Source organism: Breoghania sp. L-A4 (assembly GCF_003432385.1).
Taxonomy (GTDB): Bacteria; Pseudomonadota; Alphaproteobacteria; order Rhizobiales; family Stappiaceae; genus Breoghania.
Window position 1 is genome coordinate 4410081 of record NZ_CP031841.1, and the last position, 25341, is coordinate 4435421.

Annotated in this window: 26 protein-coding genes; 13 read left to right on the forward strand and 13 right to left on the reverse strand. The window is 65.0% G+C overall.

Annotation, left to right across the window (positions count from 1 at the left end):
• Positions 1 to 77: 77 nt before the first annotated feature.
• The 3 genes from D1F64_RS23605 to D1F64_RS20170 all read left to right on the forward strand — a co-directional run bounded on the left by D1F64_RS23605 (position 78) and on the right by D1F64_RS20170 (position 3757).
• Positions 78 to 236 (forward strand): hypothetical protein, encoded by a 159-nt coding sequence (locus tag D1F64_RS23605; protein ID WP_162901203.1) that lies wholly within the window; start codon positions 78 to 80, stop codon positions 234 to 236.
• Positions 237 to 277: 41 nt separating this feature from the next.
• The gene (locus D1F64_RS20165) at positions 278 to 1288 is read left to right on the forward strand and encodes a TIGR00341 family protein (RefSeq protein WP_162901676.1); all 1011 of its coding nucleotides are present in this window, start codon (positions 278 to 280) and stop codon (positions 1286 to 1288) included.
• 1554 nt (positions 1289 to 2842) lie between these two features.
• A complete protein-coding gene (locus D1F64_RS20170; RefSeq protein WP_346432270.1) occupies positions 2843 to 3757 on the forward strand; it encodes a Glu/Leu/Phe/Val dehydrogenase dimerization domain-containing protein in 915 nt (304 codons plus the stop codon).
• Between the two features lie 33 nt (positions 3758 to 3790).
• Here the strand turns inward: D1F64_RS20170 and D1F64_RS20175 are convergent, their stop codons facing one another.
• The gene (locus D1F64_RS20175; RefSeq protein WP_117414741.1) at positions 3791 to 4699 is read right to left on the reverse strand and encodes a LysR family transcriptional regulator; all 909 of its coding nucleotides are present in this window, start codon (positions 4697 to 4699) and stop codon (positions 3791 to 3793) included.
• A gap of 294 nt (positions 4700 to 4993) precedes the next feature.
• Here D1F64_RS20175 and D1F64_RS20180 point away from each other — a divergent pair, with 294 nt between their 5' ends.
• Positions 4994 to 5464: a mobile mystery protein A gene (locus D1F64_RS20180; protein WP_117413886.1), complete on the forward strand. Its 471-nt coding sequence runs from the start codon at positions 4994 to 4996 to the stop codon at positions 5462 to 5464.
• Positions 5464 to 6048 carry a mobile mystery protein B gene (locus D1F64_RS20185; RefSeq protein WP_117413887.1) on the forward strand — a complete coding sequence of 195 codons (585 nt, stop codon included), beginning with the start codon at positions 5464 to 5466 and terminating at the stop codon, positions 6046 to 6048. Before D1F64_RS20180 ends, D1F64_RS20185 begins: the two co-directional genes overlap by 1 nt.
• Positions 6049 to 6052: 4 nt before the next feature.
• Here D1F64_RS20185 and D1F64_RS20190 read toward each other — a convergent pair whose 3' ends face one another.
• A complete protein-coding gene (locus D1F64_RS20190; RefSeq protein ID WP_117413888.1) occupies positions 6053 to 7642 on the reverse strand; it encodes a gamma-glutamyltransferase in 1590 nt (529 codons plus the stop codon).
• A 223-nt stretch (positions 7643 to 7865) separates the two neighbouring features.
• Between D1F64_RS20190 and D1F64_RS20195 the strand changes: the two genes are divergently transcribed.
• Positions 7866 to 8408: a DUF2585 domain-containing protein gene (locus D1F64_RS20195; RefSeq protein ID WP_117413889.1), complete on the forward strand. Its 543-nt coding sequence runs from the start codon at positions 7866 to 7868 to the stop codon at positions 8406 to 8408.
• Between the two features lie 3 nt (positions 8409 to 8411).
• On the opposite strand, the gene D1F64_RS20200 is transcribed toward D1F64_RS20195, so the two are convergent.
• From D1F64_RS20200 to D1F64_RS23610, 5 genes are all read right to left on the reverse strand, one after another.
• Positions 8412 to 8939, reverse strand: coding sequence for a DUF2937 family protein (locus D1F64_RS20200; protein WP_117413890.1), 528 nt, complete (start codon positions 8937 to 8939; stop codon positions 8412 to 8414).
• Positions 8940 to 8961: 22 nt separating this feature from the next.
• Complete coding sequence (locus D1F64_RS20205) at positions 8962 to 9936, reverse strand: WD40 repeat domain-containing protein (protein ID WP_117413891.1); 975 nt, start codon at positions 9934 to 9936, stop codon at positions 8962 to 8964.
• Positions 9937 to 10187: 251 nt separating this feature from the next.
• Positions 10188 to 11276: a GTP-binding protein gene (locus D1F64_RS20210; RefSeq protein WP_117413892.1), complete on the reverse strand. Its 1089-nt coding sequence runs from the start codon at positions 11274 to 11276 to the stop codon at positions 10188 to 10190.
• 223 nt (positions 11277 to 11499) lie between these two features.
• Positions 11500 to 12519, reverse strand: coding sequence for a fatty acid desaturase (locus tag D1F64_RS20215; RefSeq protein WP_117414742.1), 1020 nt, complete (start codon positions 12517 to 12519; stop codon positions 11500 to 11502).
• A gap of 289 nt (positions 12520 to 12808) precedes the next feature.
• Entirely contained in the window at positions 12809 to 12979 is a 171-nt protein-coding gene (locus D1F64_RS23610) for a hypothetical protein (RefSeq protein WP_162901677.1), read from the reverse strand.
• A gap of 166 nt (positions 12980 to 13145) precedes the next feature.
• Between D1F64_RS23610 and D1F64_RS20220 the strand changes: the two genes are divergently transcribed.
• Complete coding sequence (locus tag D1F64_RS20220; RefSeq protein WP_117413893.1) at positions 13146 to 13463, forward strand: hypothetical protein; 318 nt, start codon at positions 13146 to 13148, stop codon at positions 13461 to 13463.
• Here the strand turns inward: D1F64_RS20220 and D1F64_RS20225 are convergent.
• Positions 13442 to 14860 (reverse strand): short-chain fatty acyl-CoA regulator family protein, encoded by a 1419-nt coding sequence (locus D1F64_RS20225; protein ID WP_117413894.1) that lies wholly within the window; start codon positions 14858 to 14860, stop codon positions 13442 to 13444. The two genes, D1F64_RS20220 and D1F64_RS20225, sit on opposite strands and share 22 nt — an antisense overlap.
• A gap of 346 nt (positions 14861 to 15206) precedes the next feature.
• Here D1F64_RS20225 and D1F64_RS20230 point away from each other — a divergent pair, with 346 nt between their 5' ends.
• The 4 genes from D1F64_RS20230 to D1F64_RS20245 all read left to right on the forward strand — a co-directional run bounded on the left by D1F64_RS20230 (position 15207) and on the right by D1F64_RS20245 (position 18942).
• Positions 15207 to 16403, forward strand: a complete 1197-nt coding sequence (locus D1F64_RS20230; RefSeq protein ID WP_117413895.1) for an aminotransferase class V-fold PLP-dependent enzyme — start codon at positions 15207 to 15209, stop codon at positions 16401 to 16403.
• Positions 16404 to 16600: 197 nt separating this feature from the next.
• Positions 16601 to 17782 (forward strand): pyridoxal phosphate-dependent aminotransferase, encoded by a 1182-nt coding sequence (locus D1F64_RS20235; protein WP_117413896.1) that lies wholly within the window; start codon positions 16601 to 16603, stop codon positions 17780 to 17782.
• A gap of 628 nt (positions 17783 to 18410) precedes the next feature.
• Positions 18411 to 18569, forward strand: coding sequence for a YqaE/Pmp3 family membrane protein (locus D1F64_RS20240; protein WP_117413897.1), 159 nt, complete (start codon positions 18411 to 18413; stop codon positions 18567 to 18569).
• 4 nt (positions 18570 to 18573) lie between these two features.
• Positions 18574 to 18942 (forward strand): DUF4112 domain-containing protein, encoded by a 369-nt coding sequence (locus tag D1F64_RS20245; RefSeq protein WP_117413898.1) that lies wholly within the window; start codon positions 18574 to 18576, stop codon positions 18940 to 18942.
• 14 nt (positions 18943 to 18956) lie between these two features.
• Here the strand turns inward: D1F64_RS20245 and mscL are convergent, their stop codons facing one another.
• From mscL to D1F64_RS20270, 5 genes are all read right to left on the reverse strand, one after another.
• Positions 18957 to 19391, reverse strand: a complete 435-nt coding sequence (mscL, locus tag D1F64_RS20250) for a large-conductance mechanosensitive channel protein MscL (RefSeq protein ID WP_117413899.1) — start codon at positions 19389 to 19391, stop codon at positions 18957 to 18959.
• 130 nt (positions 19392 to 19521) lie between these two features.
• Entirely contained in the window at positions 19522 to 20484 is a 963-nt protein-coding gene (locus D1F64_RS20255; protein WP_117413900.1) for a 2-hydroxyacid dehydrogenase, read from the reverse strand.
• Positions 20485 to 20637: 153 nt separating this feature from the next.
• The gene (locus D1F64_RS20260) at positions 20638 to 21741 is read right to left on the reverse strand and encodes a LacI family DNA-binding transcriptional regulator (RefSeq protein WP_117413901.1); all 1104 of its coding nucleotides are present in this window, start codon (positions 21739 to 21741) and stop codon (positions 20638 to 20640) included.
• 74 nt (positions 21742 to 21815) lie between these two features.
• A complete protein-coding gene (locus tag D1F64_RS20265; RefSeq protein WP_162901678.1) occupies positions 21816 to 22277 on the reverse strand; it encodes a hypothetical protein in 462 nt (153 codons plus the stop codon).
• On the reverse strand, positions 22246 to 22620 hold the full coding sequence (locus D1F64_RS20270) for a hypothetical protein (RefSeq protein WP_117413903.1): 375 nt from the start codon (positions 22618 to 22620) through the stop codon (positions 22246 to 22248). The genes D1F64_RS20265 and D1F64_RS20270 overlap by 32 nt, the downstream gene beginning before the upstream one ends.
• A gap of 269 nt (positions 22621 to 22889) precedes the next feature.
• On the opposite strand from D1F64_RS20270, the gene D1F64_RS20275 reads away from it, so the two are divergent.
• Together D1F64_RS20275 and D1F64_RS20280 are read left to right on the forward strand one after the other, a co-directional pair.
• A complete protein-coding gene (locus D1F64_RS20275) occupies positions 22890 to 24023 on the forward strand; it encodes a 5-methyltetrahydropteroyltriglutamate--homocysteine S-methyltransferase (RefSeq protein ID WP_117413904.1) in 1134 nt (377 codons plus the stop codon).
• Positions 24024 to 24424: 401 nt separating this feature from the next.
• Positions 24425 to 25330 (forward strand): NAD(P)-dependent oxidoreductase, encoded by a 906-nt coding sequence (locus D1F64_RS20280; protein ID WP_117413905.1) that lies wholly within the window; start codon positions 24425 to 24427, stop codon positions 25328 to 25330.
• The last annotated feature ends 11 nt before the right edge of the window (positions 25331 to 25341 follow it).

Sequence of the window (25341 nt, forward strand, 5' to 3'; positions counted from 1 at the left end):
TTCGTCGTCCGCAAGCCTGACCATGGGCATTCCCGCGGCGATCGCGACGGGGAGCGACAACATGCCGCTGGCAGCGATTGCTGATTACGGTCGCGACCATGCTGGTGACGAGTCTCGTCGCCGGCTTCTTGTGGCACTGGTTCTTCAACACCGACATGCCGGGCTATCTGAGCGGGGTTGTCGGCGGTCTAACGGGGTTGCCGGTGTGGGAACTGCTGAAGCGGATGGAAATATAATGACGGCCAGGCCCGGCTGCGCATCGAAAGGATGAGACTCGATGGCGCTGCGCTTGCTCGAATTGGTGTTGCAGGAAAAGGATAGCGGCGACGTCCGCGAGCTTCTTGAGAATTGCATGGTGATCGAACACCGACAGATCCGGTTGGCGGACGGGGAAGTGCTGGTGCGCATCCTGCTGGATGCGGAGCAGAGCGAGACGGTGCTGGATTTGTTGGAGAAACGCTACACCGGCGAGGAGGGCAACCGGGTGGTGATGCTGCCGGTCGAAGCCACATTGCCACGCGCCGACGCGGAACCGGAAACGCCTGCTGCGCCCGAGCAATCAGCGCCCGAGGAAAAGACATCCGAGCGGATCGGCCGCGAGGAGTTATACGAGGACATCAAGAACGGCGCGCAACTGACGCGGGTCTATTTGGCGATGGTGGCGCTGTCCACAGTGGTGGCGGCCATTGGCCTGAATCACGACAGCGTGGCGGTCATCATCGGGGCCATGGTGATTGCGCCTCTGCTGGGACCAATCGTGGCGTTGTCGCTTGGCATCACGCTGGGCGATGTGTCGCTGCTTCGGCACGGGCTCCTGACGGCGCTGGCGGGGGTTGCTGCAGCGTTGGCGCTATCCGTGCTCATCGGCATGCTGCTGAACGTGGACTCAACATTGTCCGAATTGGCGTCGCGCACGCGAGTGGGTCTTGGCGACATCGTGCTGGCGCTGGCGTCGGGCTGCGCGGGCGCGTTGGCGTTCACGACAGGGGTATCGGCTGCCTTGATCGGCGTCATGGTCGCGGTGGCGTTGTTACCGCCGCTGGTGACGTCCGGTCTGCTGCTCGGCGGCGGACATCCCACCTTGGCCACGGGCGCCTTCTCGCTGTTTTTGGTGAACTTGATTTGTGTGAACCTGGCAGGTGTGACGACGTTTTGGGTACAAGGCATCAAGCCGACGACATGGTTGGAAAAGGATCGGGCCGTGAAGGCCACGCGCATTGCCATTGCGCTGTCGATGGTGCTGTTGGCAGTACTGGTCGGCATGATCCTGCTGGCACGCAAGGGTTGACAGGGTCGCGTTTGGACGCCGATTGACAGCCTGCGGTTCTGTTCGTCGTCGCGAATGATCGTGAACAGCTCGAAGCGGCAATGCAGCGTAGAGCTGGAAGACACCTCTCAGCTATTGCGATGCTCATGGCCCCCTCGACCCTTCGTTCGCTGCACGGTGAGTGGCTGCCGCCCGCCCAACTCTGTGTTGAACGCAGCGCGTTGAATGGCCGGCTTGCCCCATCGGCAGAAACACTCCAAGGCGCGCCCAACACAGAACACACCGGTGCGATCCCGCTTGCGGCACCGCGCGTCACAGACAGACTTTTCGAGAAAAGGTCACCATGGAAGGCACTACTTCAAAAAGGCGGGCCGAACTGCTCCACAGAAGCCCCCAAACGCAGAAAGACGCCGGTGAGGAAACTCACCAGCGCCTCCCTGTATCAGCCGGGCTGTTGCGGGCGTACCGCATCGTCGTGGGCGTGATTTCCGATAACGCGCCTTGCGAAAGACGGAAACGGGTGAAGTATGACCCTCACGAGATCCGTCGCTTCGGGCAGGCGCGCCCGTGTCAATCACACCTTGACGATCCGCCGGCCCACGCCGGTCTGATCGCGAACTCGGACATCCGCCGCTCGTCTTGCCGGCCCGCGCATCCGTCCGCCCCGATGAGCCGCCGCTGACGCGGCAAACCATTCGTGCATCCGATCAGCCATGCAGGCAACACGCACGGAAAACATCCGGTTCCGATGCAAAGGTTGCGCCGGGCACGTCCTGTCCGTCATGCAATTCCGCCGAAATGGTGCCACCTCGACAGGACAGCTGAGAACCGAAACGGGCTTGCGGCCTCGCCGATGCATCCCGAGAACGGATAGCCGCCGTTCACACCGGCTCGCACTCCACGGTGCGCATCCGTAAAGCACGATCCCGCACGCCTTTCCGGGCATTGCACTGGAGGACCAGCGAATACATCCGGATGCGGGCCGCAATTGAAGGTTACCTGATCCACCCAGGCAAGGGCGGGGAAACCACTCATCGCGGATAAACATATCTTAGGATGATTACTTGAAAAGTCGAATCAAACGCTTCGGCACCTGTGGAAAACATGTTCACAACGCAAATAGATGTTTGATCTCCGTGAATTGCGGCCGCGCGCCGAGCCGCCCCTTCCCGGGCCTTGCCAGACGCGCCGGCGGCAGGAACAGGCGCGCTCGCATGCCGCCCGCGGCAACGCGGCCATCTGCCGGATCGCACCCGTAGGGATACTTTTCCGGAGAAACCGCCAATCCAGGAAAATTCTAGAGTCGCATACGTGGAATGGCGGCCGAAATAGACCGATTTTTGCGCCACAATAGATGCATTCTTCTGATCAAGCTTGGACCTGTCATCGCCCTGCACAAGGAGGAGCGATCATCATGAATATCTGCGCCGCGCCCCTGGCGCCAACGTGTGTTTTCGACCATCCGGAATTCCGCGGTCACGAACAAATCCTCTTCGCGCATGACGCGGCGAGCGGCCTGACCGCCATCATCGCCTTGCACGACACGCGCCTTGGCCCGCGGCCGGCGGCTGCCGCATGTGGCCCTACGCATCGCCGCACGAGGCGCTGACGGATGCTTTGCGCCTGTCGCGCGGCATGACCTACAAGAACGCGCTGGCAGGGCTGGATCTCGGTGGCGGCAAATCGGTGATCATCGCCGATCCTAAACACGACAAGACGCCCGAACTGCTGCGCGCCTTCGGCCATCACGTCGAGAGTCTCGGCGGCCGCTACATCACGGCGGAAGACGTCGGCATCAACAGTGCTGATATGGAAATCGTCTCCTCGATCACCCCGCATGCCCTGGGCACCAAGGCCACCGGCCTGGGCGATCCCTCACCCTATACCGCGCTGGGTGTCTTCACAGGCCTGAAGGCCGCGGTGGCGCACCGGCGCGGCGACGATGATCTCGCCGGCCTCTCCGTCTGCGTCCAGGGCCTGGGCAACGTGGGCTTCGGCGTCGCCCGGCTGCTGCACGACGCCGGCGCCCGGCTGATCGTCGCCGATATCGATGGCGTGGCGGTTGCGCGCGCGGTCGCGGAATTCGGCGCCAGGGTCACCGATCCGCGCGACGCGCACAAGGCTCCCGCCGATGTCTTCTGCCCCTGTGCGCTCGGCGCCGGCCTCAACGCGCGCACCATTCCCGAACTCCGCGCCGGCATCATTGCGGGCGCCGCCAACAACCAGCTCGCCGGAGAGGCCGACGGCGCGGCGCTGCGCGAGGCCGGTATTCTCTATGCACCGGACTACGCGATCAACGCCGGCGGCGTGATCTCGATCGCGCTTGGAAAGCCGGATGAGGATGACACGATTGTCCGCAAGGCGGTGCTGGCCATCGGCGACACGCTGACGGCGATCTTCCGCCGCGCGGATGCCGAGAACCGGCCCACCCAGGCGGTCGCGGATTCATTGGCCGAGGAGCGCCTGAACGCCGCCCCGCGGCCAGCATGAGCAGGCGTCAAGCAACATCGCGGCCGCCTCGCCTTAGCAGTCCAGTCCGCGCTTGCGTTCACGGTCGAACCACTGCACCAGAAAGTCAACGAAGGCGCGCACCTTGCCCGAGAGATGCTTTCTGTGCGGATAGACGGCGTAGATGCCCGTCGCCTGGTTCTCGTGTTCCTCCAGAACGGCCACAAGCCGGCCGTCCGCCAGATCCTTGCGGATCATGAACAGCGGGGTACGCACGAAGCCGAGGTCCGCCAGCGCCGCCTCCCGCGCCGCTTCCGCGCTGTTGACCTCCACCCGGCCGCGCACCGAAATGCTCTTGCGCTCACCGTCGACGAAATAATCCAGATTGTTGCGGAAGCGGTAGTTGGTGTCGATGATGAAGGGAACGCCCGCGAGATCGCCCGGCGTCATCGGGCGGCCGTGTTCCGCGATCACCTTCGGCGTGGCCACCGTGGCCAGATGGAACGGCGCCAGCTTGCGCGCAATCAGACTTGAATCGGCCAGTTCCGTCAGCCGGATCGCCACGTCGAACCCTTCCTCGACCATGTCGACAAAGCGGTCCTCAAGTCTCAGGTCCAGCGAGATGTCGGGGTTCTGCGCCATGAATTCCATGATCGCGCGGGCCAGATCCCGGTCCCCCAGCGCGCGCGGACCCGACACGCGCAACTGCCCGCGCGCCTGCTGGTGGGTGTCGCGCAGCAGCGACTGCAGATCGTCTATCCGCTGCAGGATGTCGGACGCTTCGCGATAGTAGGCCAGCCCGGCTTCCGTCGTCGAGATCTGCCGCGTCGTGCGGTTGAGAAGCCGCACGCCAAGCTCGTCCTCCAGCTCGCTGATATATTTGGAGACCAGCGCCTTGGACCGCCCCATGGCCCGCGCTGCGGCGGAAAACCCTTCCGAGTCCACCACCTGGATAAAACAGCGCATCCGGGTCACCGCATCCATGATTGTCTCCATACGTTGAACGATGTCAGCGTTTTTACAGCCATCGTTCGCCCATGGAAAACAATTTCCGCACGGCAACACGCCTGCATCCACGCGGCCAGACACCTATGCCCGAGATTCCCGGAACCGCGATCCTCGCTGGATCGAGGAAACGGGCCCCGAAGGGCCAATCTCGAGCCGGCGCCTCATGTAGACTATCAATTAATGTCCAATTTCATCTAAATAGAATATCAGATAATTGACTTTACTCGCTCATGAGGCTATCAAACCATATCCAACAAAGGTGCATGCGCCATGGACACAAGCGTCAAGCAAGCAGCCGCTCGGCAATATGCCCGTATGCTGGACCGCGCAGCCCGGCAGACCGCGCAACTCTCCCCGCCGCGCGAGGGCTGGATTGCGGCCTTCCGCAAGGCCTTGCGTATGTCGGGTCCGCAACTGGCGCGCCGCGCGGGCGTGACCAAGGCGGCGGTCTATCAGGCGGAACGCAACGAGCCTGACGGCGCGATCACCCTCAATCAGATGCGCAAGATGGCGGAGGCGCTGGGCGGCCGTTTCGTCTACGCCATCGTTCCGGAGACGACGGTGGACGATCTCGTCACACGCCAGGCGCACGACAAGGCCAAAGCCCTGTTGCGGCGAGCCCATGTGCACATGGCACTGGAGGATCAGGCCCTACCGCCCGAACACGCCAGTGGAGAAATCGAGCGGATCGCCGCGCAGATGACGGACCGGCACCCCGCGGATTTCTGGGACCGGGACTGATGGCTGGCGATCCGGACGGAGCGACGCCGCTTGATCCGGACGATGCCGCCGGCCTGCGGTTTCCCCACGTCACGATCCGCGCCGAACTCAATGAACTGGAACAGGCCAACGTCGCGGATGGATTGCGGTGGCTTGCCCGGCGGCGCGGAGGCGACATTCTCTCCGAGCCCTTCGTGCGTCTCTTGCACAAACGGTTGTTCGGCGAAGTCTGGACCTGGGCAGGCAGCTACCGGCAGTCCGAAAGCAACATCGGTATCGACCCCCGGCAAATTCCCGTTCAGGTGCATATGCTGCTCGACGACGCCCGCTTCTGGGTGAACAGCACCGTCTATTCACCGCTTGAAGCCGCCGCGCGCTTTCACCACCGGCTGGTTCAGATCCACCTCTTCGCCAACGGCAACGGACGGCACGCCCGCATCGCGGCGGACCTCCTGCTCGAGGATCATTTCCGTCAGCCGCGCATCGACTGGGCGGCGGGCGAAGACCTGCAGAACGACAGCGAGCGGCGGCGGCGCTACATCGCCGCTCTCCGCGCCGCCGACAACCACGACTTCACCGCGCTGCTGCGCTTCGTCGGCGCCTGACGCCTCAGCCCACGGCCGCGCCGCCGTCGGCGCGGGGGTCGTGGGCGCCCTCGAGCCCGCCCTTGACGTTGCGCACGATCATGCCGGCGTGGCCCATGATGTCGGAATAGGGCTCGTCCATGACCACCACCTGGTGGCCGGCACGCTCCAGCGCCCGCACCAGGTCCGGGTCGAAGCGGTTCTCCAGCCTGAGCGCCGTGGTGTCGTCGCCCCAGGTGCGCCCGAGCAGCCAGCGGGGCGCGTCGATCGCCTCGCCCACCGGCATCCCGTGCAGTACATGGCGCGAAAAGATCGCCGCCTGGGTCTGCGGCTGCCCTTCGCCGCCCATAGTGCCATAGACCACCGTGCGGCCGTCATCCAGCCGCGCCATCGCCGGATTGAGCGTGTGAAACGGCCGGCGTCCCGGCTCAAGCGGATTGAGCGCACTCTTGTCCAGCGAAAAGCTGGCGCCCCGGTTCTGCATCAGAATGCCGGTGCGCGGCGAGATGCAGCCCGATCCGAACTCCCAGTAGATCGACTGGATGAAGGAGACCGCCACGCCCTTCCTGTCGATCGCGCCCATCCAGATGGTATCGCCATCCTTGGCCACATGCGGCCAGGGGGCGGCGCGCTTCATGTTGATCTCGCCCAGCTCGCGATCCAGCCATTCGCCGGTGAGAAAGTCTTCCGGGCGCTCGTCCAGATGATCGTGATCGGTCACCACCCGGTCGCGCACGATGAAGGCGCGCTTGGTCGCCTCGATCAGCCCGTGGATATGCTCGAAACTCTCGCCCCGTGCCACCTTCAGCCGGTCGTAGAGCGCCAGGATGATCAGCGATGCCAGCCCTTGCGTCGGCGGACGCGAATTGAAGATGCGTCCCTTGGACAGCGTTGCGGCCAGCGGCTTGCGCAGCCGCGCCTCATAGCGTCGCAGGTCCTGACGCGTCACGGGCGAGCCGATGGCTTCCAGATCCTCGGCCAGCGTCGCCGCGATGTCGCCGCGGTAGAAATCTCTCAGACCCGCGTGGGCCAACTGATCCAGCGTATCGGCCAGCCGCTCCTGCCTGAGCGTCGCGCCGATCTCGGGTGGCATACCGTCCACCAGATAGACATCGGCGAACCCGGGCTGGTCCTGAAGCTCGGCGAGCTTGTCGCGGGTGAGCTGCGCCTGGCTGCGGGTCACCGAAATGCCCTGCTTGGCATGGCCGACGGCATTCCCCAGCAGGTCGCGCAACGGCAGGCCGCCGCCGAGCGCGCTTGCGATCTCATGCGCCTTGTGCCAGCCGCCGATGGTGCCGGGCACGGTGACGGCGGCCAGGGGTCCGCGCGTCGGCACCGTCTCGCATTCCCATTTGCGGTAGTTCTCAATCGTCGCCCTGGCGCCGGCGGGTCCGCAGGCCTCGATGTACCACGGGTCCTTGCCCGGCTCGGCAATCAGCCAGAAGCCGTCGCCGCCGATGGCGTTCATGTGCGGATAGACCGCCGCGATCGTCGCGGCGGCTGCGATCATCGCGTCCACGGCCGTGCCGCCATTTTCAAGAATCTCGGCGCCCGCCTTCGATGCCTCCATATGCGGGGCAACCACCATGCCGCGGTTGGAAACGATCGTGTCCATGAGTTTCTCCGAATGCGCTGAACGGGGCGCCGGTATGCAGAGACCGGCAGGGGTTCTATGCGCCAAGGTGGCGGGCGAACGAAAGCGAGAATCCGGAATAGCATTTTTGCCGCACGATTGGCATTGGCCCGCGCGCCGGATTGTGACACAGACGTCTGACGCAGTCGGCTCCTGCCGAACACCGAGCGGCTCAGACCCGAGGGAGAGACCCGTGACACGACGCATGACATGGACAACGGGCATCGGCCTCATTGCCGCGACCGCGCTCATTCTGCTGGCCATGGGCCGCATCCCCATCTGCGAGTGCGGCTTCGTGCGCCTGTGGACTCCGGCTTCCGACGTCTCGGGATCGTCGCAGCACATCGCGGACTGGTACACGCTTTCGCACATCATCCACGGATTTCTGTTCTACTGGCTACTGTGGTTCTTGATCCGCTCCCGCCCGGTCGGCGAACGTGCGCTGGGCGCGATCGCCATCGAGGCCGCCTGGGAGATTGTCGAGAACAGCCCCTGGATCATCGACCGCTATCGCGAAGCCACCATTGCCATCGGCTACACGGGCGACAGCGTTCTGAACTCGGTCTTCGACATCGTCTGGATGCTGACCGGCTTCTGGTTCGCCTGGCGCATGCCGGTCTGGCTGACGGTTCTGGTCGCCATCACCTTCGAGCTTCTGGCGCTGTGGGTGATCCGTGACAATCTGGCGCTCAACGTGATCATGCTGCTCTACCCGCTCGAGGCCATCAAGACCTGGCAGGGCGGATAGCGCTCACGCGTCGCGGGCGTGGTCACCGGCCCGTTTGCGGCGAATGCGTTTCCGGACGCGGCGGCCACCCGCCATCGTCATCCAACTCACGATCAGGCCGGCCAACACGCCCAATCCGGCGCTGATCGCGCCCTCGCCGGTCACCGGCACGCCGGGCTCGAAATCCGCCGCCGTCCTGCGCATCAACTCGCCGTCCGCGTGCCTCGCGAAGACGGCGATGCGTTGGATCGGCCCCGCATTCTGCATGGCCTTCATCTGGTCAATCAGCGACTCCAGCCGGTCGCTGGCGCGCTCCATGCTGACGCCCCGGCGGCGCGCGAAGGCGTCATCGCTCAGCTTCAACCGCGCGATGGCGGATTCGGGAGTGAGGTTCTCGGCTTCCGCGTCGCGGCGGAAGTCGGCCACGACCTCGGCCAGCGCGTCGATCGCGCCGCCCAGCCGCTGCCGGTATTGCTGCGCGAACTCAGGGACTTGCGAGGTCACGGTGCCCGATGCAATCGCGATCAGCAGAACGATGACGCGGCCGAACATGCCCTTCCCCCTTTGAAAACCCCTATTGCAGTGTAATCAATCCGGCTTCGCCCGTCTCGGTTCCAAACACCAGACGCGAGCCCTGCCCGCTCCACTCCATGGCGGACACCGGGCCCGTGCCGGGGCGGCGCAGCAGCACCTCCGCACCATCGACGAACCGGCAGGCCATGATCATGCCGTCGGAATAGCCCACCGCCGCCATGTCCTCGCCCGGATGGGCGGCCACGCATGTCACGATCTGATCGCCGCGCGTGCCGAGCTGCAGCGGGTTCTGGCCCATCGGTCCGGTCTTGCCGAAAAACGGCCAGGCAATCGCCGCGTTGGCGCCCGAGGTCACCAGATAGCGCCCCTTGGCCGACCAGGAGACCGACTTGATCTTGCCCGGATAGCCGGCCATGCGCATGTCCTGCATGTCCGACAGGCGCCAGCCGTGCAGGGCGTTTTCCTGCATCGAGCTGACGACGTATTTTCCATCCGGCGACCAGGTGATGCCCTGGTGCGCACCCTTCCAGGCAAGCTCCACGGGGCTGCCGGAAGTGTTGACCCAGAACAGCGTCGCCCCGTCGTAGCGTGACACCGCCAGCCGCATGCCCTTGGGCGCGAACGCCAGCCCGCCGACAGCGCGCTCGAGCGGAAACTCCTTCTCCGCGCCCTTGCCGTCGCGCGTCCAGGCGATGCGGCCGGAGGCGAAGGCCACCGCCCCGTCAGGCCCGCAGGCCAGGATGTCGATCCACTTGCGCGGCCGCTCCGCCAGCACCGCGTGGGTCCCGTCGGAAGAGATCCGCACCACGGTGCCGTCATCGCCGCCGGTCACCAGCGCCTTGCCATCACGCGCCCGCACGGCCACCAGCACCGATCCCTTGTGCGCATGCACGGATGTCTCGCCCGCACCCATCAGCCTCACCGTACCATCGCCCAGCGCGAACGCCGGCACGTCGTCGATGAAACAGGCGGCAACCACGAAGGCGTCGAAATCGTAAGGAGCAACGGTGGGCATGGGATGATCCGGCACTTGTGTCGCGTAACGAGATGTCAGGGCAGCTGTGGGAGCACACCTGAACAGGATACGAGGTCTGAGCGTGTTGCCCATCCTTCGAGACGCCTGCATTCACAGGCTCCTCAGGATGAGGCATCGGGTGGAGCAAGCGCGGGACCGTCAACGCCCCTCATCGACACAGGACCCTCATCCTGAGGAGCCGCCAACGGCGGCGTCTCGAAGGATGGGCGACCCGCGCCGCGGCACATTCCCTAATCCGGCACGCAGGCCTCGAAATGGGCCTTCAGCATGTCCTTGGGCAGCTCGCGGCCGATGAAGACGAGGCGGCTTTCGCGCGGCTCGCCGTCCTTCCAGTCACGCTGGTGGTCGCCCTCGACGATCATGTGCACGCCCTGCAGCACATAGCGCTGCGGGTCGTCCTTGAACGCCAGAATGCCCTTGAGCCGCAGGATGTTCGGCCCCTGCGTCTGGGTGATCTGCTGGATCCAGGGGAAGAATTTCTGAGCATCCAGCTCGCCGGCACGAAGCGAGATACTGGCGACGGAATGCGCATCCTCGTGATGATGGTCATGGTGGTGATGATCGTGGCCGTGATGGTCATGCCCGTGATCGTGCCCATGATCATGGTGCTCGTGATCGCAGTCCGGACCGCATTCATGGTCGTGGCCGTGATCATGCAGGAAGTGCGGATCAAGCGTCAGGATGCGGTCGAGATCGAAGGAGCCGCGGTCCAGCACCTTGCCCAGATCGATGGAGCAGCGCTCGGTCCGGTGGATCAGCGCATACGGGTTGATCCGCCGGATGGAGGCTTCCACCCCGGCCAGCTCCTCAGGTGTGACCAGATCCGTCTTGTTCAGCACGATCACGTCTGCAAAGGCGATCTGGTCCTCGGCTTCCTCGGTATCGGCAAGGCGCTGCGGCAGATGCTTGGCGTCGACCACCGCGACCACGGCGTCGAGCTTGGCGGCCTTGCGCACGTCGTCATCCATGAAGAACGTCTGCGCCACAGGCGCCGGATCGGCCACGCCGGTGGTCTCCACCAGGATCGCGTCGAAGGATCCCTTGCGCTTCATCAGGTTCTCCACCGTGCGGATCAGATCACCGCGCACGGTGCAGCAGATGCAGCCGTTGTTCATCTCGAAGATTTCTTCGTCCGATTCCACCAGCAGGTCGTTGTCGATGCCGATCTCGCCGAACTCGTTGACGATGACCGCATAGCGCTTACCGTGGTTGCCGGTGAGGATGCGGTTCAGCAAGGTGGTCTTGCCGGAGCCGAGATAACCGGTCAGCACGGTGACGGGAATCCGGGTGTCAGTCAAAATCTGGTCTGTCGCAGACATGGGATGTCCCTTACGCGTCGTGGAATGTCATGGCGGGTTGGATTGCCCGAGCCTCACAGCGAACATAGGCGTTCGCAGCGCGCATTGGGAGTGCACGCAAGTGCTATTGCACAATGTCGCGCGTTGATTGACGGTCGCGAGCTGTCCCGACGCCTTGCGGCCAAACAAAAACGCGCCGGAACGGGGGTTCCGGCGCGCATGACAATCTCAAATCCGACGCCTGTCAGGCGGCGACACGAACCGGGACCGGCACATAGTGGCGGGCCGAAAATGCCACCAGCTTCTTGCGCTCCTCGCACCACAGCGCCAGGCGCGCGGTCTTCAGACTCTGCCAGAAGGTCAACCGGTTGATGGTGGGGAGAATGGGGTGCGAATCGAGGCACTCCTGCAGCCGGTAGTTCGGGATCTGGCTGCACAGGTGATGGATGTGGTGCAGACCGATGTTGCCGGTGAACCACTGCAGCACGCGCGGCAGCACATAGTAGGAGGAGCCCAGCACGGCGGCCGTCTTGCGGTCCCAGTTCTCGCTTTTTTCCCAGTGCGTTTCCTCGAACTGATGCTGCACGTAGAACATCCAAACGCCGGCGATCGACGAGATCGCGATGACGGGCGCGAACATCAGCAGGAAATCGGTCCAGCCGATGAAATAGACCGCAGCGCCGTAGACGACGACCATCGCCGCATCGAGCGTCAGAACGCTGGTCCACATTTCCTTGGCCGGCACGCGCAGCGTGAGCGGCAGCCGCTGCAGCACCAGGAAATAGGCCGGGCCGCCGACCAGCAGCAGGAACAGCGGATTGCGGTAGATGCGGTAGCCCAGCCGCTTGAGCGGCGGCAGCGCCGTATATTCCGCCACCGTCAGTGTCGAGATGTCGCCGATGCCGCGCCGGTCGAGATTGGCCGACGACGCATGATGCAGCGCGTGCGCGCGGCGCCAGTAGGCATAGGGCGTGATCGTGAGCACCGACAGGATGCGGCCGGTCAGGTCATTGGCGGTCTTGGAGGTGAAGAACGAGCCGTGGCCGCAGTCATGCTGGATGATGAAGAAGCGGATCACCAGCCCCCCCGTGGGCACGGCGAGCGCCAGCGTAATCCAGTAGCTGACGTCGATTGTCAGATACATCGCCGCGCACAGGATCAGAAATGGCGCGGTGGTTGTGAGAATCTGGCTGATTGCACGCAAGGAATTCGGCGCACGGAACGCGGCGCAATGCGCCGCGAGTTCTTTGATCGTTTCCTGCATGAAGGTGCACATTCCCTGATTCTTATATTTTGTTCCCAACCCTCCTGCCAGACAGCATGATAAGGGTCAATGACGCGGATGGCGATTGAGGGCCAATACGGAACACCACCCGCGTCAGGCGTGGCTAATATAGGCGGTTTCGGCCGAGAGAACAGGGCGTTGTACCCGCTATCCGCAAATGCGGTCTTTCAAGCTCCGAAAGAAATCATGATTCCTCCGCGCCGGTGACAGGAATTGCGCGGCTTTGCCGCAGGCGGTTGTCAGATCCTCGGCGCTTGCGGCGCCTGCCTCAGGAGACACGCAAACCGTCGGTTCTCTCGCGCGGCGAGATGGGGGTCACCTTGCGCCGCCACATCAGCGCCGCCAGGCTCACCGCGATCAGATAGGCCAGCAGCAGATAGGCGATCAGCACATCCTCGAGCACCAACCTCCCGGTGGCGGCGACCAGACCGGCCACCACGGCGAGCAGCGCCAGCGGCCGCAGCAGGAAATTGGGTCGGAGACATCGAGCGCCATCGCGGCCACGTCGATGACGGCGATCTTGTTGGCCGGCGTATTGTCGCCGGTGCCCTTGTCGCCATAGAGCGAGACGAAGGCGCGGGAGCCATCAGCCGAAGGATGATCTCATGCGGCTTGGCCTGCGCCGTGCCGACGACGGGGCGGCCAGCAACGTGCCCGTCTCCTCGTCGAAAAACACCACCGTCCGGTTCCCCTTGACGGTCATCAGAAGCGTCGCGCGCGACGCCCCGTTTGCCTGCCGGGTCATGCGTCTCTCCCCTGAAAAGGCGCGTTTCCGACGGGCCGGTTCCCCGGCTCCCTGCGGACAAGACAATCCGCGGCGCGGCGCTTTGCAAGCCCTGCCGCGCCGCGAGGCCGATGCGGCGCCGGGCTTTCCGGCGGCCTTTCACGATGCGAAAGCGCCTCAGCTCTCGAACCGCGTCTGACCGCGCCGGCGCTCGTCGATGGGCAGTTCCAGATGCATCGGCTGATGCGCCCGCTGCGAGCAATTGTGGCGCGGACACAGGCGGCAGTTGATGCCGATGGGCGTAAACAGGTCCGGGTCGTCGAACTGGAACTGCGCGCCGTAGACCAGCCTCGGCGCGAACTCGATGGCGCAGCCGAGCGTCACCGCCAGCCGGTTGTCCTGGCTGCGATGGCCCAGCGTCGGCCGGTCCACCGTGCGGTTGATGGTGAAATAGCGCGAGCCATCGGGCATCTCGACGAACTGCGGCAGGATGCGCCCCGGCGTGCGGAAGCTCAGATGAATGTCCCAGCGCGGACAGGCGCCGCCGTATTCCGCCAGATGGAAGCTGGTGGCGTTGAACCGCTTGGTGACATTGCCGGCCTTGTCGATGCGTAGGAAGAAGAACGGCACCCCTTGCGCGCCCTCGCGCTGCAGCGTTGTGACCCGGTGGCAGGCCTGCTCGAAGGAGACGCCGAAGCGCGCCGCCAGATGGTCGATGTCGTAGCGGCTGGTGACGCTTTCCGCGAAAAAGCCGGTGTAGGGCATCAGCACGGCCGCGGCGAAATAGTTGGCCAGCTCCACCCGGCAGCGCGCCTGTTCGCGGGCGCCATCGACCCCGGCGCTCTCGACGATGCCGTCGATCTCCGCCTTGTGCTCGAGCAGCCCCGCCATGTGGGTGAGCTGAAAAACCTTGTTCTGGTAATCGAGCCCTTCCGACAGCAGGATCTTTTTCTCGCCCTCGTCGTAGGTGCGAACGGTGCCCGACAGCGCCGAGACCGGCACCGGGACGACATCGATGCCCATGCGGCTCTTCAGCCTTGCCTTGAGGTAGCTGTAGAACTCGTCGGTGGGGATCATCTCGCCCCGGCGAAAGGCGTCTGCGGCCTCTTCCAGCACCTCGAAATAGTTGCGGTTGCGGCGAAACAAATCGTGCACCGCGGCCTCGGGCGTGGACGACAGAACCTCGTCGACAGCCGCCACCTTGCTCTCGCCCGCCGCCAGCAATCGCTCCGTCAGCGCCCGGTAGCTTTTGTGCAGTGCCAGAAGATTGCGCGCCACCTTCGGCGCATGGTCGAGCGCCGCGCGCAGCTCCTGCAGGTCGGGCGGATCGCCGCCGAAGACAGGGTCGTTGAAAGCATTGCGCAAATCGGCGAGCACCGAGGTGGAATCGTCCTGCAGCAGCTCACGCCAGTCGACGCCATAGACCTCCGAAAGCCGCACCAGCACCTGCACCGACAGGCTGCGCTGGTTGTTCTCCAGCAGATTGACGTAAGTGGTGCTCAGGCCGAGCGCCTTGGCCATTTCGCCTTGGGTTTGCCTGCGTTCCCGGCGCAACTGCCGCAACCGGGGGCCGACGAATTTCTTTTCAACGGGCATGGGCGGCCTGTGCGCTGCAACATGTAAATTTACAAAATTACATATCCGATTTTTGTAAATCACACAAGTTTCACGGCAACCCGTTTCAGGTACACCTCGCCCCGGTCCGGTGATAGATCAGCGTCAGCGGCGACAGGTATGGAAGCTTCGCCGGCGGCGCGCGCAGCCATCTTGATCAGTGTCCGAGTACGCGCACCGAACCCGAGACCTTGAGGAGTGTGATGGCGCACGGGCGCCCCTCCCCAAGCGACCGCCGGCTTCCAGACGAACAGACCATAAGGCCCGACCGAGGGATCCGGACGCAGTGTCCGGCGGTGTCGCGCCACCATCAAGAGGAAACCGCGCCATGAAAACCGGCATCACTCATCTCTGCATCCCCGGGCCGACCAACATCCCCGAGAAGGTCCGCCGGGCGATGAACGTCCCCATGCAGGACATGCGCGCGCCGGACTTCCCCGAGCTGACCCTGCCGCTGTTTGCCGACGTCAAGAAGGTCTTCAAGACCGAGACCGGCACCGTGCTCCTGTTCGGCTCCTCGGGCACCGGCGCCTGGGAAGCGGCGATCTCCAACACGCTGAACGTCGGCGACAAGGTGCTGATGTCCGACTTCGGCCAGTTCTCGCACCTGTGGATCGACATGGCCCAGCGCCTCGGCCTCGACGTCGACGCGATCGACGTGGAATGGGGCGAAGGCGTGCCGCTGGAGGCCTACCGCCAGAAACTGGAGGCCGACCGCAGCCACTCCATCAAGGCGGTCTTCGCCACCCACAACGAGACCGCCACCGGCGTCGCCTCCGACATCGCCGGCGTCCGCGCCGTGCTCGACTCCTGCGACCACCCCGCGCTGCTGTTCGTGGACGGCGTAAGCTCCATCGGCTCGCTGGAGTTCCGCATGGAGGACTGGGGCGTCGATCTGGCGGTCGCAGGCTCCCAGAAGGGTTTCATGCTGCCCGCGGGCCTCGGCATGCTCGGCGTCAGCGCCAAGGCCATCGAGGCCTCGAAGGGCAAGACCATGCGCACCTGCTACTTCGACTTCGGCGACATGCTGGCGATGAACGCCAACGGCTACTTCCAGTACACCCCGCCGACCCAGCTGCTGCAGGGCCTGCGCGCCTCGCTTGACCTGATCTTCGAGGAAGGCCTGGAGAATATCATCGCCCGCCATCATCGCCTCGCCGAAGGCGTGCGCCGGGGCGTCAAGGGCTGGGGTCTGGACCTCTGCGCCAAGCATGAGAAATGGTACTCCGATACCGTCAGCGCCATCGTGGTTCCCGAGGGCACGGACGCCCGCGAGGTCATCAAGATCGGCTACGAGCGCTACCGCACCTCGTTCGGCTCCGGCCTGTCCAAGGTCGCCGGCAAGGTGTTCCGCATCGGCCATCTGGGCGACCTCAACGAGGTCATGTGCCTGAGCGCGCTGGCCAGCGCCGAGATGGCCATGGCGGACGCGGGCATCAAGGTCGAGCTCGGCTCGGGCGTCGCAGCGGCCCAGGCCTGGTACCGCGACGCCAACGCCCCGGCGCTGCAGATCGCCGCCGAATAACAGCTCCCGGGACAGCGAATTACCGCTGATGCCGGATTCGGGCGGAGGATTCCTCCGCCCGAATTGCGTTTGGACACTGTTCAAACGATTCCACCGCTCCCCCGTTTCCAATCCATCAAATCCGATCTAGAAATCGGCAGGCAGACACGCACCGGATTTGCGCGATCATAAGCCGGCCTGCGGACAGGGGGACAAGAATGCTGAAAACAATCGGCGGCTTCGACCGCATCGGCGAGGAAAACGCCTTCGCTGTCCTCGCCCGCGCGACCGCGCTGGCGAGCCAGGGCCGGGACATCATCAACCTCGGCATCGGCCAGCCGGACTTCTCCACGCCCGGCCACATCGTGGAAGCGGCAATCAAGGCGCTGCGCGACGGTCACCACGGCTACACGCCGGCCACCGGCATTCTCCCCTTGCGCGAGGCCGTCGCCGCCGACATCCACCGCCGCACCGGCTGCGACGTCTCGCCCGACAACGTGATGATCGTGCCCGGCGGCAAGGTCACCATGTTCATGGCGATCCTGATGTTCGGTGCGCCCGGCGTCGACATTCTCTATCCCGATCCCGGCTTTCCCATCTACCGCTCGATGATCGAGTTCACCGGCGCCAACCCGATTGCCGTGCCGATCCGCGAAGAAAACGAATTCGCCTTTTCCGCCAAGGAAATGCTGTCGCTGCTCACACCCGACACGCGGCTGGTGATCGTCAATTCCCCCGCCAATCCCTGCGGCGGCGTCACGCCGAGAACCGAGATCGACATGCTGGTGGCGGGACTGGCCGAGCGGCCAGACATCGCGATTCTGTCCGACGAGATTTATGGCCAGATGACCTATGACGGCGAGGAGCACGTCTCGCTGCTGGGCTATCCGGAAATCCGCGACCGGCTGATCCTGCTCGACGGCTGGTCGAAAACCTACGCCATGACGGGATGGCGCATGGGGTTCGCCGTGTGGCCCGACCAGCTTGTCGACAAGGCGCGCAAACTGGCCGTCAACGCCTGGTCCTGCGTCAACGCGCCCAGCCAATATGCCGGCATCGCGGCGCTCACCGGACCGCAGGACGCGGTGCACGAAATGGTCGCGGAGTTCGACGCGCGGCGCAAACTTGTCACCGCCGGTCTGAACGCCATTCCCAATGTCAGTTGCGCCACGCCGAAGGGAGCATTTTATGCGTTCCCCAACATCTCGGCGACCGGATGGAAGTCGAAAAAGCTCGCTTCCGCGCTTCTGGAGGAGGCCGGCGTGGCGCTGATCGGCGGACCCGATTTCGGCATTTTCGGCGAGGGTTACATCCGCGTCTCCTACGCCAATTCCCGCGCCAACATCGAGGCAGCCCTTGGCCGGATGAAGGATTTCCTCGGGGCCAACAGGCCTGCATGAGCGGGGACACGCCCCAGCTTCGGACGCTCGCTTCGTGCACTTCTAATTTCTGTCGAATTCGTGTCGAATTGACAGGAATTCGAAGGTTTCTTGATGGTTTTTTGACTCGAATTTGATCTGCGTGTTGAATCCCCGCAGGCGGCCGACAGAACGCCCGGGGACAACTCCGCGCGCGAAAAACTTGTCCCCGGCGGGGGTTCGCGGGGCCAGGATGGCGTCGAGAAGGGATGATCCATGGCGTGTGCCGTCCCGGTCAAGCCGGCGGTTGTGAGCTCCGTTCGTCCGACACTCTCGATGTCACCCCGGCCCCCGAGCCGAGGCCCACTATGCCGATCCAGCCGTGCCGCGGTCCGGCTTTGCGCGCAGACGCTTCCGACAGCCCGCGAGCGCCTCAACAAGCCGAGATCAGAGTAGGCCCCGGGTCAAGCCCGGGGTGACATTGGTGGGTGTTGACGATCTCATGGCGCGCAGACCGCCTGCCTAGCGTAGGCGCCGGCCTCGCATGAGGCCGCTGCGGCAAAAAGCCGGGCGCGCGGGAACGGAAACGCGAGACGGCCGTTGAACAGGGGAATACCGGGCCGGGGCAAGGACGCGACGGCCGGAGTTTTGAGCACAAGGACCCTGTCTCATGGATCTCATCCGCATCATCGTCGCCATCCTCCTGCCGCCGCTGGGCGTCTTTATGGAAGTCGGCGTCGGCAAGCAGTTCTTCATCAACATCGTGCTGACGCTGCTCGGCTACATCCCCGGCATCGTGCACGCGGTCTACATCATCGCGCGCCGCTGATCCCATGAGCCCGCGCGACATTGAAAGGCTCGACCGGCTGGCAAGGCTGCTCGACGCCCGCTTCCAGATATTCGGCGTGCGCTTCGGTCTCGACGCGGTGCTGGGAGTGATTCCGGGGCTGGGCGATGCCGCCACGCTGCTGCCCGCGGCCTATCTCATTGTCAGCGCGCACAGGATGGGCGCGCGCAAGGCGACGCTGGTCCGCATGACGGCGAACACCGCCGTGGACATGATCGCCGGCGCCGTTCCGGTTCTGGGCGATCTGTTCGATCTCGCCTTCAGGGCCAACATGCGCAACATCCGCCTGCTGCGCGCGGATCTGGCAAGCCGGCAGGACCCGCGACACGCCGCAGCGGCTATGGCCACGGCGTAGGCGGAGCCGCGCGCCTATTTCTTCAGAAGGTCGCGGATTTCTTCCAAAAGCGCCTGATCGCGGGTGGGTGCGGGCGGCACGTCGGGCTTGGCAGGCGAAGCGGCCTCCTTGCGGCGCAGGTTGTTGACGCCCTTGACCAGCAGGAAGACGGCGAAGGCGACGATCACGAACTTGAGGATCGCGTTGATGAACAGCCCGATGTTCCAGGTGACCGCGCCCGCCTCCTTGGCGGCGTCGACCGTCGCGTAGGGGCCTGTGGGGTCGCCCGCCTGAAGAACCACGAAGAGTTCGGAGAAATCCACATTGCCCAGCAGCAGCCCGATGGGCGGCATGATGATGTCGTCCACCATGGAGGAAACGATCGCGGTGAACGCCGCGCCAATGACAATACCGACGGCCATGTCGAGCACATTGCCCTTCATGGCGAATTCCTTGAATTCCTTGAACATATCGCGTCCTCCCGGGACTGTTCCCGCGCAAATCACATGACCGCTCACGCGCCGGCCACCCGATGACTCTGGTAGCACGGCGCATGGCGAAAAGAACATTGGCGGTTTTGCGGAGAACCGCGGCAGCGCCTCACGCCTTGAACGGCGTCTCCGGCACCGGGGTGACGGGGTGGCCGGTGTCGAACCAGCTCACGAGATTGTCGATCACCAGTTGCCCCATGGCGTTGCGGGTGGGGATGGAGGCGGAGGCGACATGCGGCAGCAGCACCGCGTTGTCACACGCCATCAACGCCGCCGGCACCTTCGGCTCGAACTCGTAGACATCCAGTCCCGCGCCGGCAATCACGCGCCTGTCGAGCGCCTCGGCCAGCGCCGCTTCATCCACCACGCTGCCGCGCCCGATGTTGACGAAATAGCCGCCGGGGCCGAGCGCGGACAACACCGCGGCGTTGATGATGTGATGGGTCGCGGCCCCGCCCGGCGCCACGGAGATCAGCACGTCGCAGGCCTTCGCCATCTCGGTGAGCGAGGCGAAATAGCGGTAGGGCACATCGGCCTGTTCGCTGCGGCCGTGGTAGACGATGCTCATGCCGCAGGCCTCGGCGCGTTTGGCCACCTGCTTGCCGATGCGGCCAAGCCCGAGAATGCCCAGCGTGCGGCCCTTCAGCGAGCCGCGCGTCAGCGGATAGGGGCCTTCCTTGACCCAGCGCCCGGCGCGCAGGTATCGCTCGGCGGCGGGCAGCTCGCGCACGCACATGAGCATCAAGGCGAGCCCCGTGTCGGCGACCTCGTCATCGAGCACGCCCGGCGTATGGGTGACGATGATGCCGCGTGCGGCCGCCGCCTTCGTATCCACCGCGTCGTAACCGACACCGAAGTTGGAAATGATTTCGAGCTTGGGGAGCTGGTTGATCAGCGCCATGTCGACGCCGGTGTAGCTGCAGGCAACGCCGCGAATCCGCTTCCCCGCGTCGGCGAGGAAGGCGTCGCGGTCGTCGTGTTCCCAGATCTTGTGCACGGTGAACCGCGATTCCAGACCGTCGACGACATACGGCAGCATCGGTCCCGCGATCAAAACTTCCGGACGGCTCATGGCCCACTCCCCCAACTCACATGCATGCGCCTTGCCGGCGTCCAGCACGCATGCTGACGCCCTTTGCGGGGGCCCGCAAGATGGCGTTGCGGCGGAAACGGGAAAACTCCTTTGCCGCGAGACAACAGGACGATAGCGCGGACGAGGCCGGCGCTATTGCGTGTTTGCCGCCGGTCCCTGGGCCGTGCTCTCGCGCAGCTTCAAGGTGGGGGCGATGAGCACGCGCTCCGGAGCGACGCTTTCGCCCGATATCTGCGCCAGGATCATCCGGGCCGCGCGTTCGCCGATCTCCGGCGCGCCGTTGTTGACCGAGGTGAGCGAGGGCGTGGAGGTGGCCGCCCCGATGATGTCGTCGTAGCCGGCGACAGCGATATCCGGGCCCGCGTTGAGCCCGGCGCGGCGCAGCGCCTCGACCAGCCCGCGCGCGATCATGTCGTTGAAGCAGAAGACGGCCGTGGGGCGCGGCTCATGCGCGAGGATCGCATCCACAACCTCGTAGCCGTCGGCGCGGGTCATCAGCTCCGGCAGATACAACTGGCTGTCCACATCGAGCCCCGCCTCCTGAAGCGCCCTGGCCCAGCCGGCGCGGCGCTGAACGCCCGACGAGGATTCCACGCGCCCGCCGATCATGGCGATGTGCCGATGACCCTGGGCGATCAGTTGCTCCGTGAGCCTGCGCCCGCCGGTTATGTCGTCGCCGCGGATGACCGGCGCGTTGACGCCGGGCAGATCGCGGCAGATCAGGGTCACCGGCAGCCCGGTCTCCACGAGCTGGTTGATCTCGTCGGCCTCCGTGCCGACCGAGGGGCACAGCACCAGCCCGTCGGCGCGGTGCTGCAGCAGCGCCTGGGTGAAGACCCGCTGGCGCTCCACGTCGTCGCGGTGATTGCAGATGAAGACCACCTGGTCGTTCTCGCCCAGCGCATCCTCGAGCGCGCGGAAGATTTCCGCGAAATAGGGATTGAGAATGTCGTGCACGGCGACGCCGATGACGTTGGAGCGCGCGGTCCTGAGCGCCGCGGCCGAGCGGTTGTAGATATAGCCCCGCTCTCGCGCCGCCTGCTTGACCCGCTCGCGCGTCGCCTCCGCCACCAGCGGGCTGTCGCGCAGGGCGAGCGAAATCGTCGCGGTGGAGACCTTCAGCGTCTCGGCGAGCTGGCTCAGCGTCAGCCGTCCGCGCCGCGCGGGCCTGGCCTCCTCCTCCGGGGTCGCCCCGGCTGGCGGAGCCGCCCCGCGCCGATCTTTCCTGTCCGGCATCGCGCCGCTCCCGTTTCGCCTGCGGAGTTATCGCTTGCAATCCGGGCGGGAGCAAGACCGGCGGCCACGAGCCCTCAGTAGCGGATCCCGCGGCGGTGCATCTCCACGGCCAGCGCCTCGCGGTGGGCGTTGGCGCGCCAATAAAGACCAAGATAACGTTGTTCAATCAGCAGATGACGCCCTCTGTCGTAGAGCGACTTGAATGCGCCGGCCACGCCACCGGCGGTGATCGCGACGGAGGCGAGCGTCGGTTCCATGAAAAACAGACTGCCGAACCCGCTGCCAACAGACACGAAAAACCATATCGCTGATGGCATGGCTTGATCGTGCCGCACGCACAGCTGATTCGCCTCATTGAGGGTCTTGCGCGTCGCCAGCACCTGATCGAGAAGCGCGGCCGTCGGCAGTTGCGCGAGATCGCCATGCGCCTCGAAACGGTCGAGCCGACGCCCGATCCGCGTTGCCTCTTGATCCAGCGGATCCGGCGATCGCGCCATGCTCGTCTCAGCGCGGGGTTTCGCCATCTTCGGCGGCATCGCGCGTTTCCATGCGCGCCTTGAGCGCGCCGGCCATGCGCGCCAATTCGTCGTCGGCGAGCGCGTGCATGCGGCTAAACTCCGAGCGACGTTCGGTGATCCGCTGCTGCTGCTGAAAATACGCGCTGATGCAAACGAGCAGGGCCGCGCCGCCGAGAAGCTTGTACAGGGAGATAGCGTTCGCCGAGAGCGACAAGATTTCCTCGCCGGTCAGCAGCGCCGCGGCGGCGACCGCCAGCGACAAGGCGACAAGAACCACCGGATGCAGAAGCAGGGTCCATGAGTGGCGGCGTGTGACCCGCTCTGCCTCCGGCGGCAGCTGTTCTCCGGCCGTGTGCATCATCCTGCTCCTCGATCCGTCCGTCAGCCTCCCAATATAAGCGAGCCGCCGCCGCTGCGCCAGCAATGCCCGCCGAGGCGGCCTGTCGCGTCATGCCGTGGAGCAGGACCGCCGCCCGTCAGCATCTGTTGCAGCCGCGCGCCGGCTCCCCTAAGTTGGCGAAACTGACAGGACCCACGAATCGAGACGCGTCCGCAAGCGCCGCATTCAGGCCGCTTTCGCGCGCCGCGCACCCACCCTATAGTCACAAGAACCCATCGGGAGGACCAAACATGACTGAACCCGTCACCGGAGCGCCCTATCGCGCCGACCACGTCGGCAGCCTGCTGCGCCCGGAAAGCGTCAAGGCCGCGCGCAAGGCTCATTACGAAGACAAGACCCTTTCGGCTGAGGGGCTGAAAGAGGTCGAGGACGCGGCGATCGTCGACGTGATCCGCATGCAGGAAGAGGTCGGGCTGAAGGCCGTGACCGACGGCGAGATGCGCCGCTCCTTCTGGCACTATGATTTCATGGGCATGCTGACCGGGCTTGATCTGGACGAGCGTTCCCCCGAACAGGGCGTGCAGTTCGCCGGCGTGAAGCTGCGCGCGGTTTCGCCCGTCATCAACGCCAGGCTCGACTTCCCCGACGACCACCCGATGCTCGCGCATTACAAGTTCGTGGCCGAGAACACCAAGGTGCAGCCGAAGATCTCGATTCCCGGCCCCTCGTGCTGCCACTTCCGCACCGATCCCGCCGACATCACCGTGCCGGAGTACAAGGATCTCGACGTCCTGTTCGCGGATCTCGCCGCCACCTACAAGAAGGCCGTGAAGGCGTTCTACGCCGCCGGCTGCCGCTACCTGCAGATGGACGACATCTTCTTCGCCTATCTGTGCGATCCCAAGCACCGCGCCGCCAAGGCCGCGATTGGCCAGGATCCCGACTGGCTGATCGACCGCTACGCCTGGATGATGCACGAGGCGATCGAGGACCGGCCCAGTGACATGAAGATCGGCATGCACCTGTGCCGCGGCAACTTCATGTCGACCCACGCCGCCGAGGGCGCCTATGACGTGGCGGCCGACGCCATCTTCAACAAGACCGGCATCGACATCTACTTCATGGAATACGACACCGACCGCGCAGGCAGCCTCGAGCCGCTGCGCCTGCTGCCCAAGGGCGACAAGCGCGTGCTGCCGGGCTTCATCACCACCAAGACGCCGGAACTCGAAAACATCGACGATCTGAAGCGCCGGTTCGACGAGGCGTCGAAGTTCTGCGACATCAACCAGCTCGGCATCGCGCCGCAGTGCGGCTTCTCCTCCACCGAGGAAGGCAACAAGATCACGTTTGACGACCAGCGCCGCAAGCTGGAGCTGGTGGTGAAGACCGCCGAAACCATCTGGGGCGGCGTCGACAAGTAAGACGTTGGTTCTCTGAAATGCAAAAGGGCGGCTCTTCCGGGGCCGCCCTTTTTTCGTGGGCGGGCGCGACCTCTCTCCGCGGGAGAAGGGATCGGGCGCGGGATAGGCGGACGGCGGGAGCGGCACACGCCGCAACGTCATCAAAAATGTCATCCCGGCTGCAGCGCAGCGGAAAGCCGGGACCCAGTAAACGACAGCGTCATTGGCTCTTGCGCGGGATTCTCCGAGGCGCTGTGGCACCGCCACGGCGGAGCCGCGAAGGCCGGTGTTTACTGGGTCCCGGGTCTCGCGATGCTCGCCCGGGATGACATCGAGGGGTGCGAGAGAAACCCGGCCTGCCCCTTCCCCATGGCCCGCCCGCCCCGGCTCGCATAGGATGGGGAAAACATCGGGAGGCGGATATGAGTGATACGGCGAAAAAAATCGGCTTCATCGGCATCGGGCTGATGGGACACGGGATGGCGAAGAACATTCTGCAAGGCGGCTATCCGCTGACGGTGATGGGCCACCGCAACCGGGCGCCGGTGGACGATCTGGTGGGGCGCGGGGCGAGCGAGGCGGCGACGCCGGCGGATGTGGCGCGGGCCAGCGACATCGTGTTTCTCTGCGTCACGGGATCGGTCCAGGTGGAGGCGATTGTCCGCGGAGCGGACGGGCTGAAGGCCGGGGCGCATGAGGGGCTGATCATCGTCGATTGCTCGACGTCGCAACCGACCTCGACGCAGGCGCTGGCGGCGGAACTGGGCGAGCTCGGGGTCCGCTTCGTGGACGCGCCGCTGTCGCGTACGCCCAAGGAGGCGGAGGCCGGAACGCTGGATACAATGATCGGCGCGGACAAAGCAACGCTGGCCGAAATCCTGCCGGTGGTCGGGTGCTGGGCGGGCAACATCATTCATGTGGGCGACGTGGGCGCCGGCCACACGATGAAGCTGATCAACAATTTCGTGGCGCTCGGCTACGGCGCGCTTTACTCCGAGGCACTCGCGCTGGGGCAGAAGGCCGGGATCGCGCCGGAAAAGTTCCACGAGGTGATCGGCGCGGGCCGGCTGACCAACGGGTTTTATGAGACCTTCATGAAATACGTGGTCGGCGGCGACCGCGACGCGCACAAGTTTTCCATCGCCAACGCCCACAAGGACATGCGCTACCTGGCGGATCTCGCCAGCGCCACCGGCGGCATCAATCTGATTTCCTCGATGGTGCGCAACTATTACGCGGGCGCGGAGGCCGCAGGCCGCGGCGGCGACTATGTGCCGATGCTCTCGGATTATGTGCGCGAGCTCAACGGGATTGGCCGGGACGACTGAGAAGCCCGCGC

What these genes read in the sequence shown, in the direction of transcription:
- D1F64_RS20165 (WP_162901676.1), top strand. Translation starts at nt 278, where the DNA reads ATGGCGCTGCGCTTGCTCGAATTGGTGTTGCAGGAAAAGGATAGCGGC.
- D1F64_RS20170 (WP_346432270.1), top strand. Translation starts at nt 2,843, where the DNA reads ATGTGGCCCTACGCATCGCCGCACGAGGCGCTGACGGATGCTTTGCGC.
- D1F64_RS20175 (WP_117414741.1), bottom strand. Translation starts at nt 4,699, where the DNA reads ATGGATGCGGTGACCCGGATGCGCTGTTTTATCCAGGTGGTGGACTCG.
- D1F64_RS20180 (WP_117413886.1), top strand. Translation starts at nt 4,994, where the DNA reads ATGGACACAAGCGTCAAGCAAGCAGCCGCTCGGCAATATGCCCGTATG.
- D1F64_RS20185 (WP_117413887.1), top strand. Translation starts at nt 5,464, where the DNA reads ATGGCTGGCGATCCGGACGGAGCGACGCCGCTTGATCCGGACGATGCC.
- D1F64_RS20190 (WP_117413888.1), bottom strand. Translation starts at nt 7,642, where the DNA reads ATGGACACGATCGTTTCCAACCGCGGCATGGTGGTTGCCCCGCATATG.
- D1F64_RS20195 (WP_117413889.1), top strand. Translation starts at nt 7,866, where the DNA reads ATGACATGGACAACGGGCATCGGCCTCATTGCCGCGACCGCGCTCATT.
- D1F64_RS20200 (WP_117413890.1), bottom strand. Translation starts at nt 8,939, where the DNA reads ATGTTCGGCCGCGTCATCGTTCTGCTGATCGCGATTGCATCGGGCACC.
- D1F64_RS20205 (WP_117413891.1), bottom strand. Translation starts at nt 9,936, where the DNA reads ATGCCCACCGTTGCTCCTTACGATTTCGACGCCTTCGTGGTTGCCGCC.
- D1F64_RS20210 (WP_117413892.1), bottom strand. Translation starts at nt 11,276, where the DNA reads ATGTCTGCGACAGACCAGATTTTGACTGACACCCGGATTCCCGTCACC.
- D1F64_RS20215 (WP_117414742.1), bottom strand. Translation starts at nt 12,519, where the DNA reads ATGCAGGAAACGATCAAAGAACTCGCGGCGCATTGCGCCGCGTTCCGT.
- D1F64_RS20220 (WP_117413893.1), top strand. Translation starts at nt 13,146, where the DNA reads ATGCGGCTTGGCCTGCGCCGTGCCGACGACGGGGCGGCCAGCAACGTG.
- D1F64_RS20225 (WP_117413894.1), bottom strand. Translation starts at nt 14,860, where the DNA reads ATGCCCGTTGAAAAGAAATTCGTCGGCCCCCGGTTGCGGCAGTTGCGC.
- D1F64_RS20230 (WP_117413895.1), top strand. Translation starts at nt 15,207, where the DNA reads ATGAAAACCGGCATCACTCATCTCTGCATCCCCGGGCCGACCAACATC.
- D1F64_RS20235 (WP_117413896.1), top strand. Translation starts at nt 16,601, where the DNA reads ATGCTGAAAACAATCGGCGGCTTCGACCGCATCGGCGAGGAAAACGCC.
- D1F64_RS20240 (WP_117413897.1), top strand. Translation starts at nt 18,411, where the DNA reads ATGGATCTCATCCGCATCATCGTCGCCATCCTCCTGCCGCCGCTGGGC.
- D1F64_RS20245 (WP_117413898.1), top strand. Translation starts at nt 18,574, where the DNA reads ATGAGCCCGCGCGACATTGAAAGGCTCGACCGGCTGGCAAGGCTGCTC.
- mscL (WP_117413899.1), bottom strand. Translation starts at nt 19,391, where the DNA reads ATGTTCAAGGAATTCAAGGAATTCGCCATGAAGGGCAATGTGCTCGAC.
- D1F64_RS20255 (WP_117413900.1), bottom strand. Translation starts at nt 20,484, where the DNA reads ATGAGCCGTCCGGAAGTTTTGATCGCGGGACCGATGCTGCCGTATGTC.
- D1F64_RS20260 (WP_117413901.1), bottom strand. Translation starts at nt 21,741, where the DNA reads ATGCCGGACAGGAAAGATCGGCGCGGGGCGGCTCCGCCAGCCGGGGCG.
- D1F64_RS20265 (WP_162901678.1), bottom strand. Translation starts at nt 22,277, where the DNA reads ATGCCGCCGAAGATGGCGAAACCCCGCGCTGAGACGAGCATGGCGCGA.
- D1F64_RS20270 (WP_117413903.1), bottom strand. Translation starts at nt 22,620, where the DNA reads ATGATGCACACGGCCGGAGAACAGCTGCCGCCGGAGGCAGAGCGGGTC.
- D1F64_RS20275 (WP_117413904.1), top strand. Translation starts at nt 22,890, where the DNA reads ATGACTGAACCCGTCACCGGAGCGCCCTATCGCGCCGACCACGTCGGC.
- D1F64_RS20280 (WP_117413905.1), top strand. Translation starts at nt 24,425, where the DNA reads ATGAGTGATACGGCGAAAAAAATCGGCTTCATCGGCATCGGGCTGATG.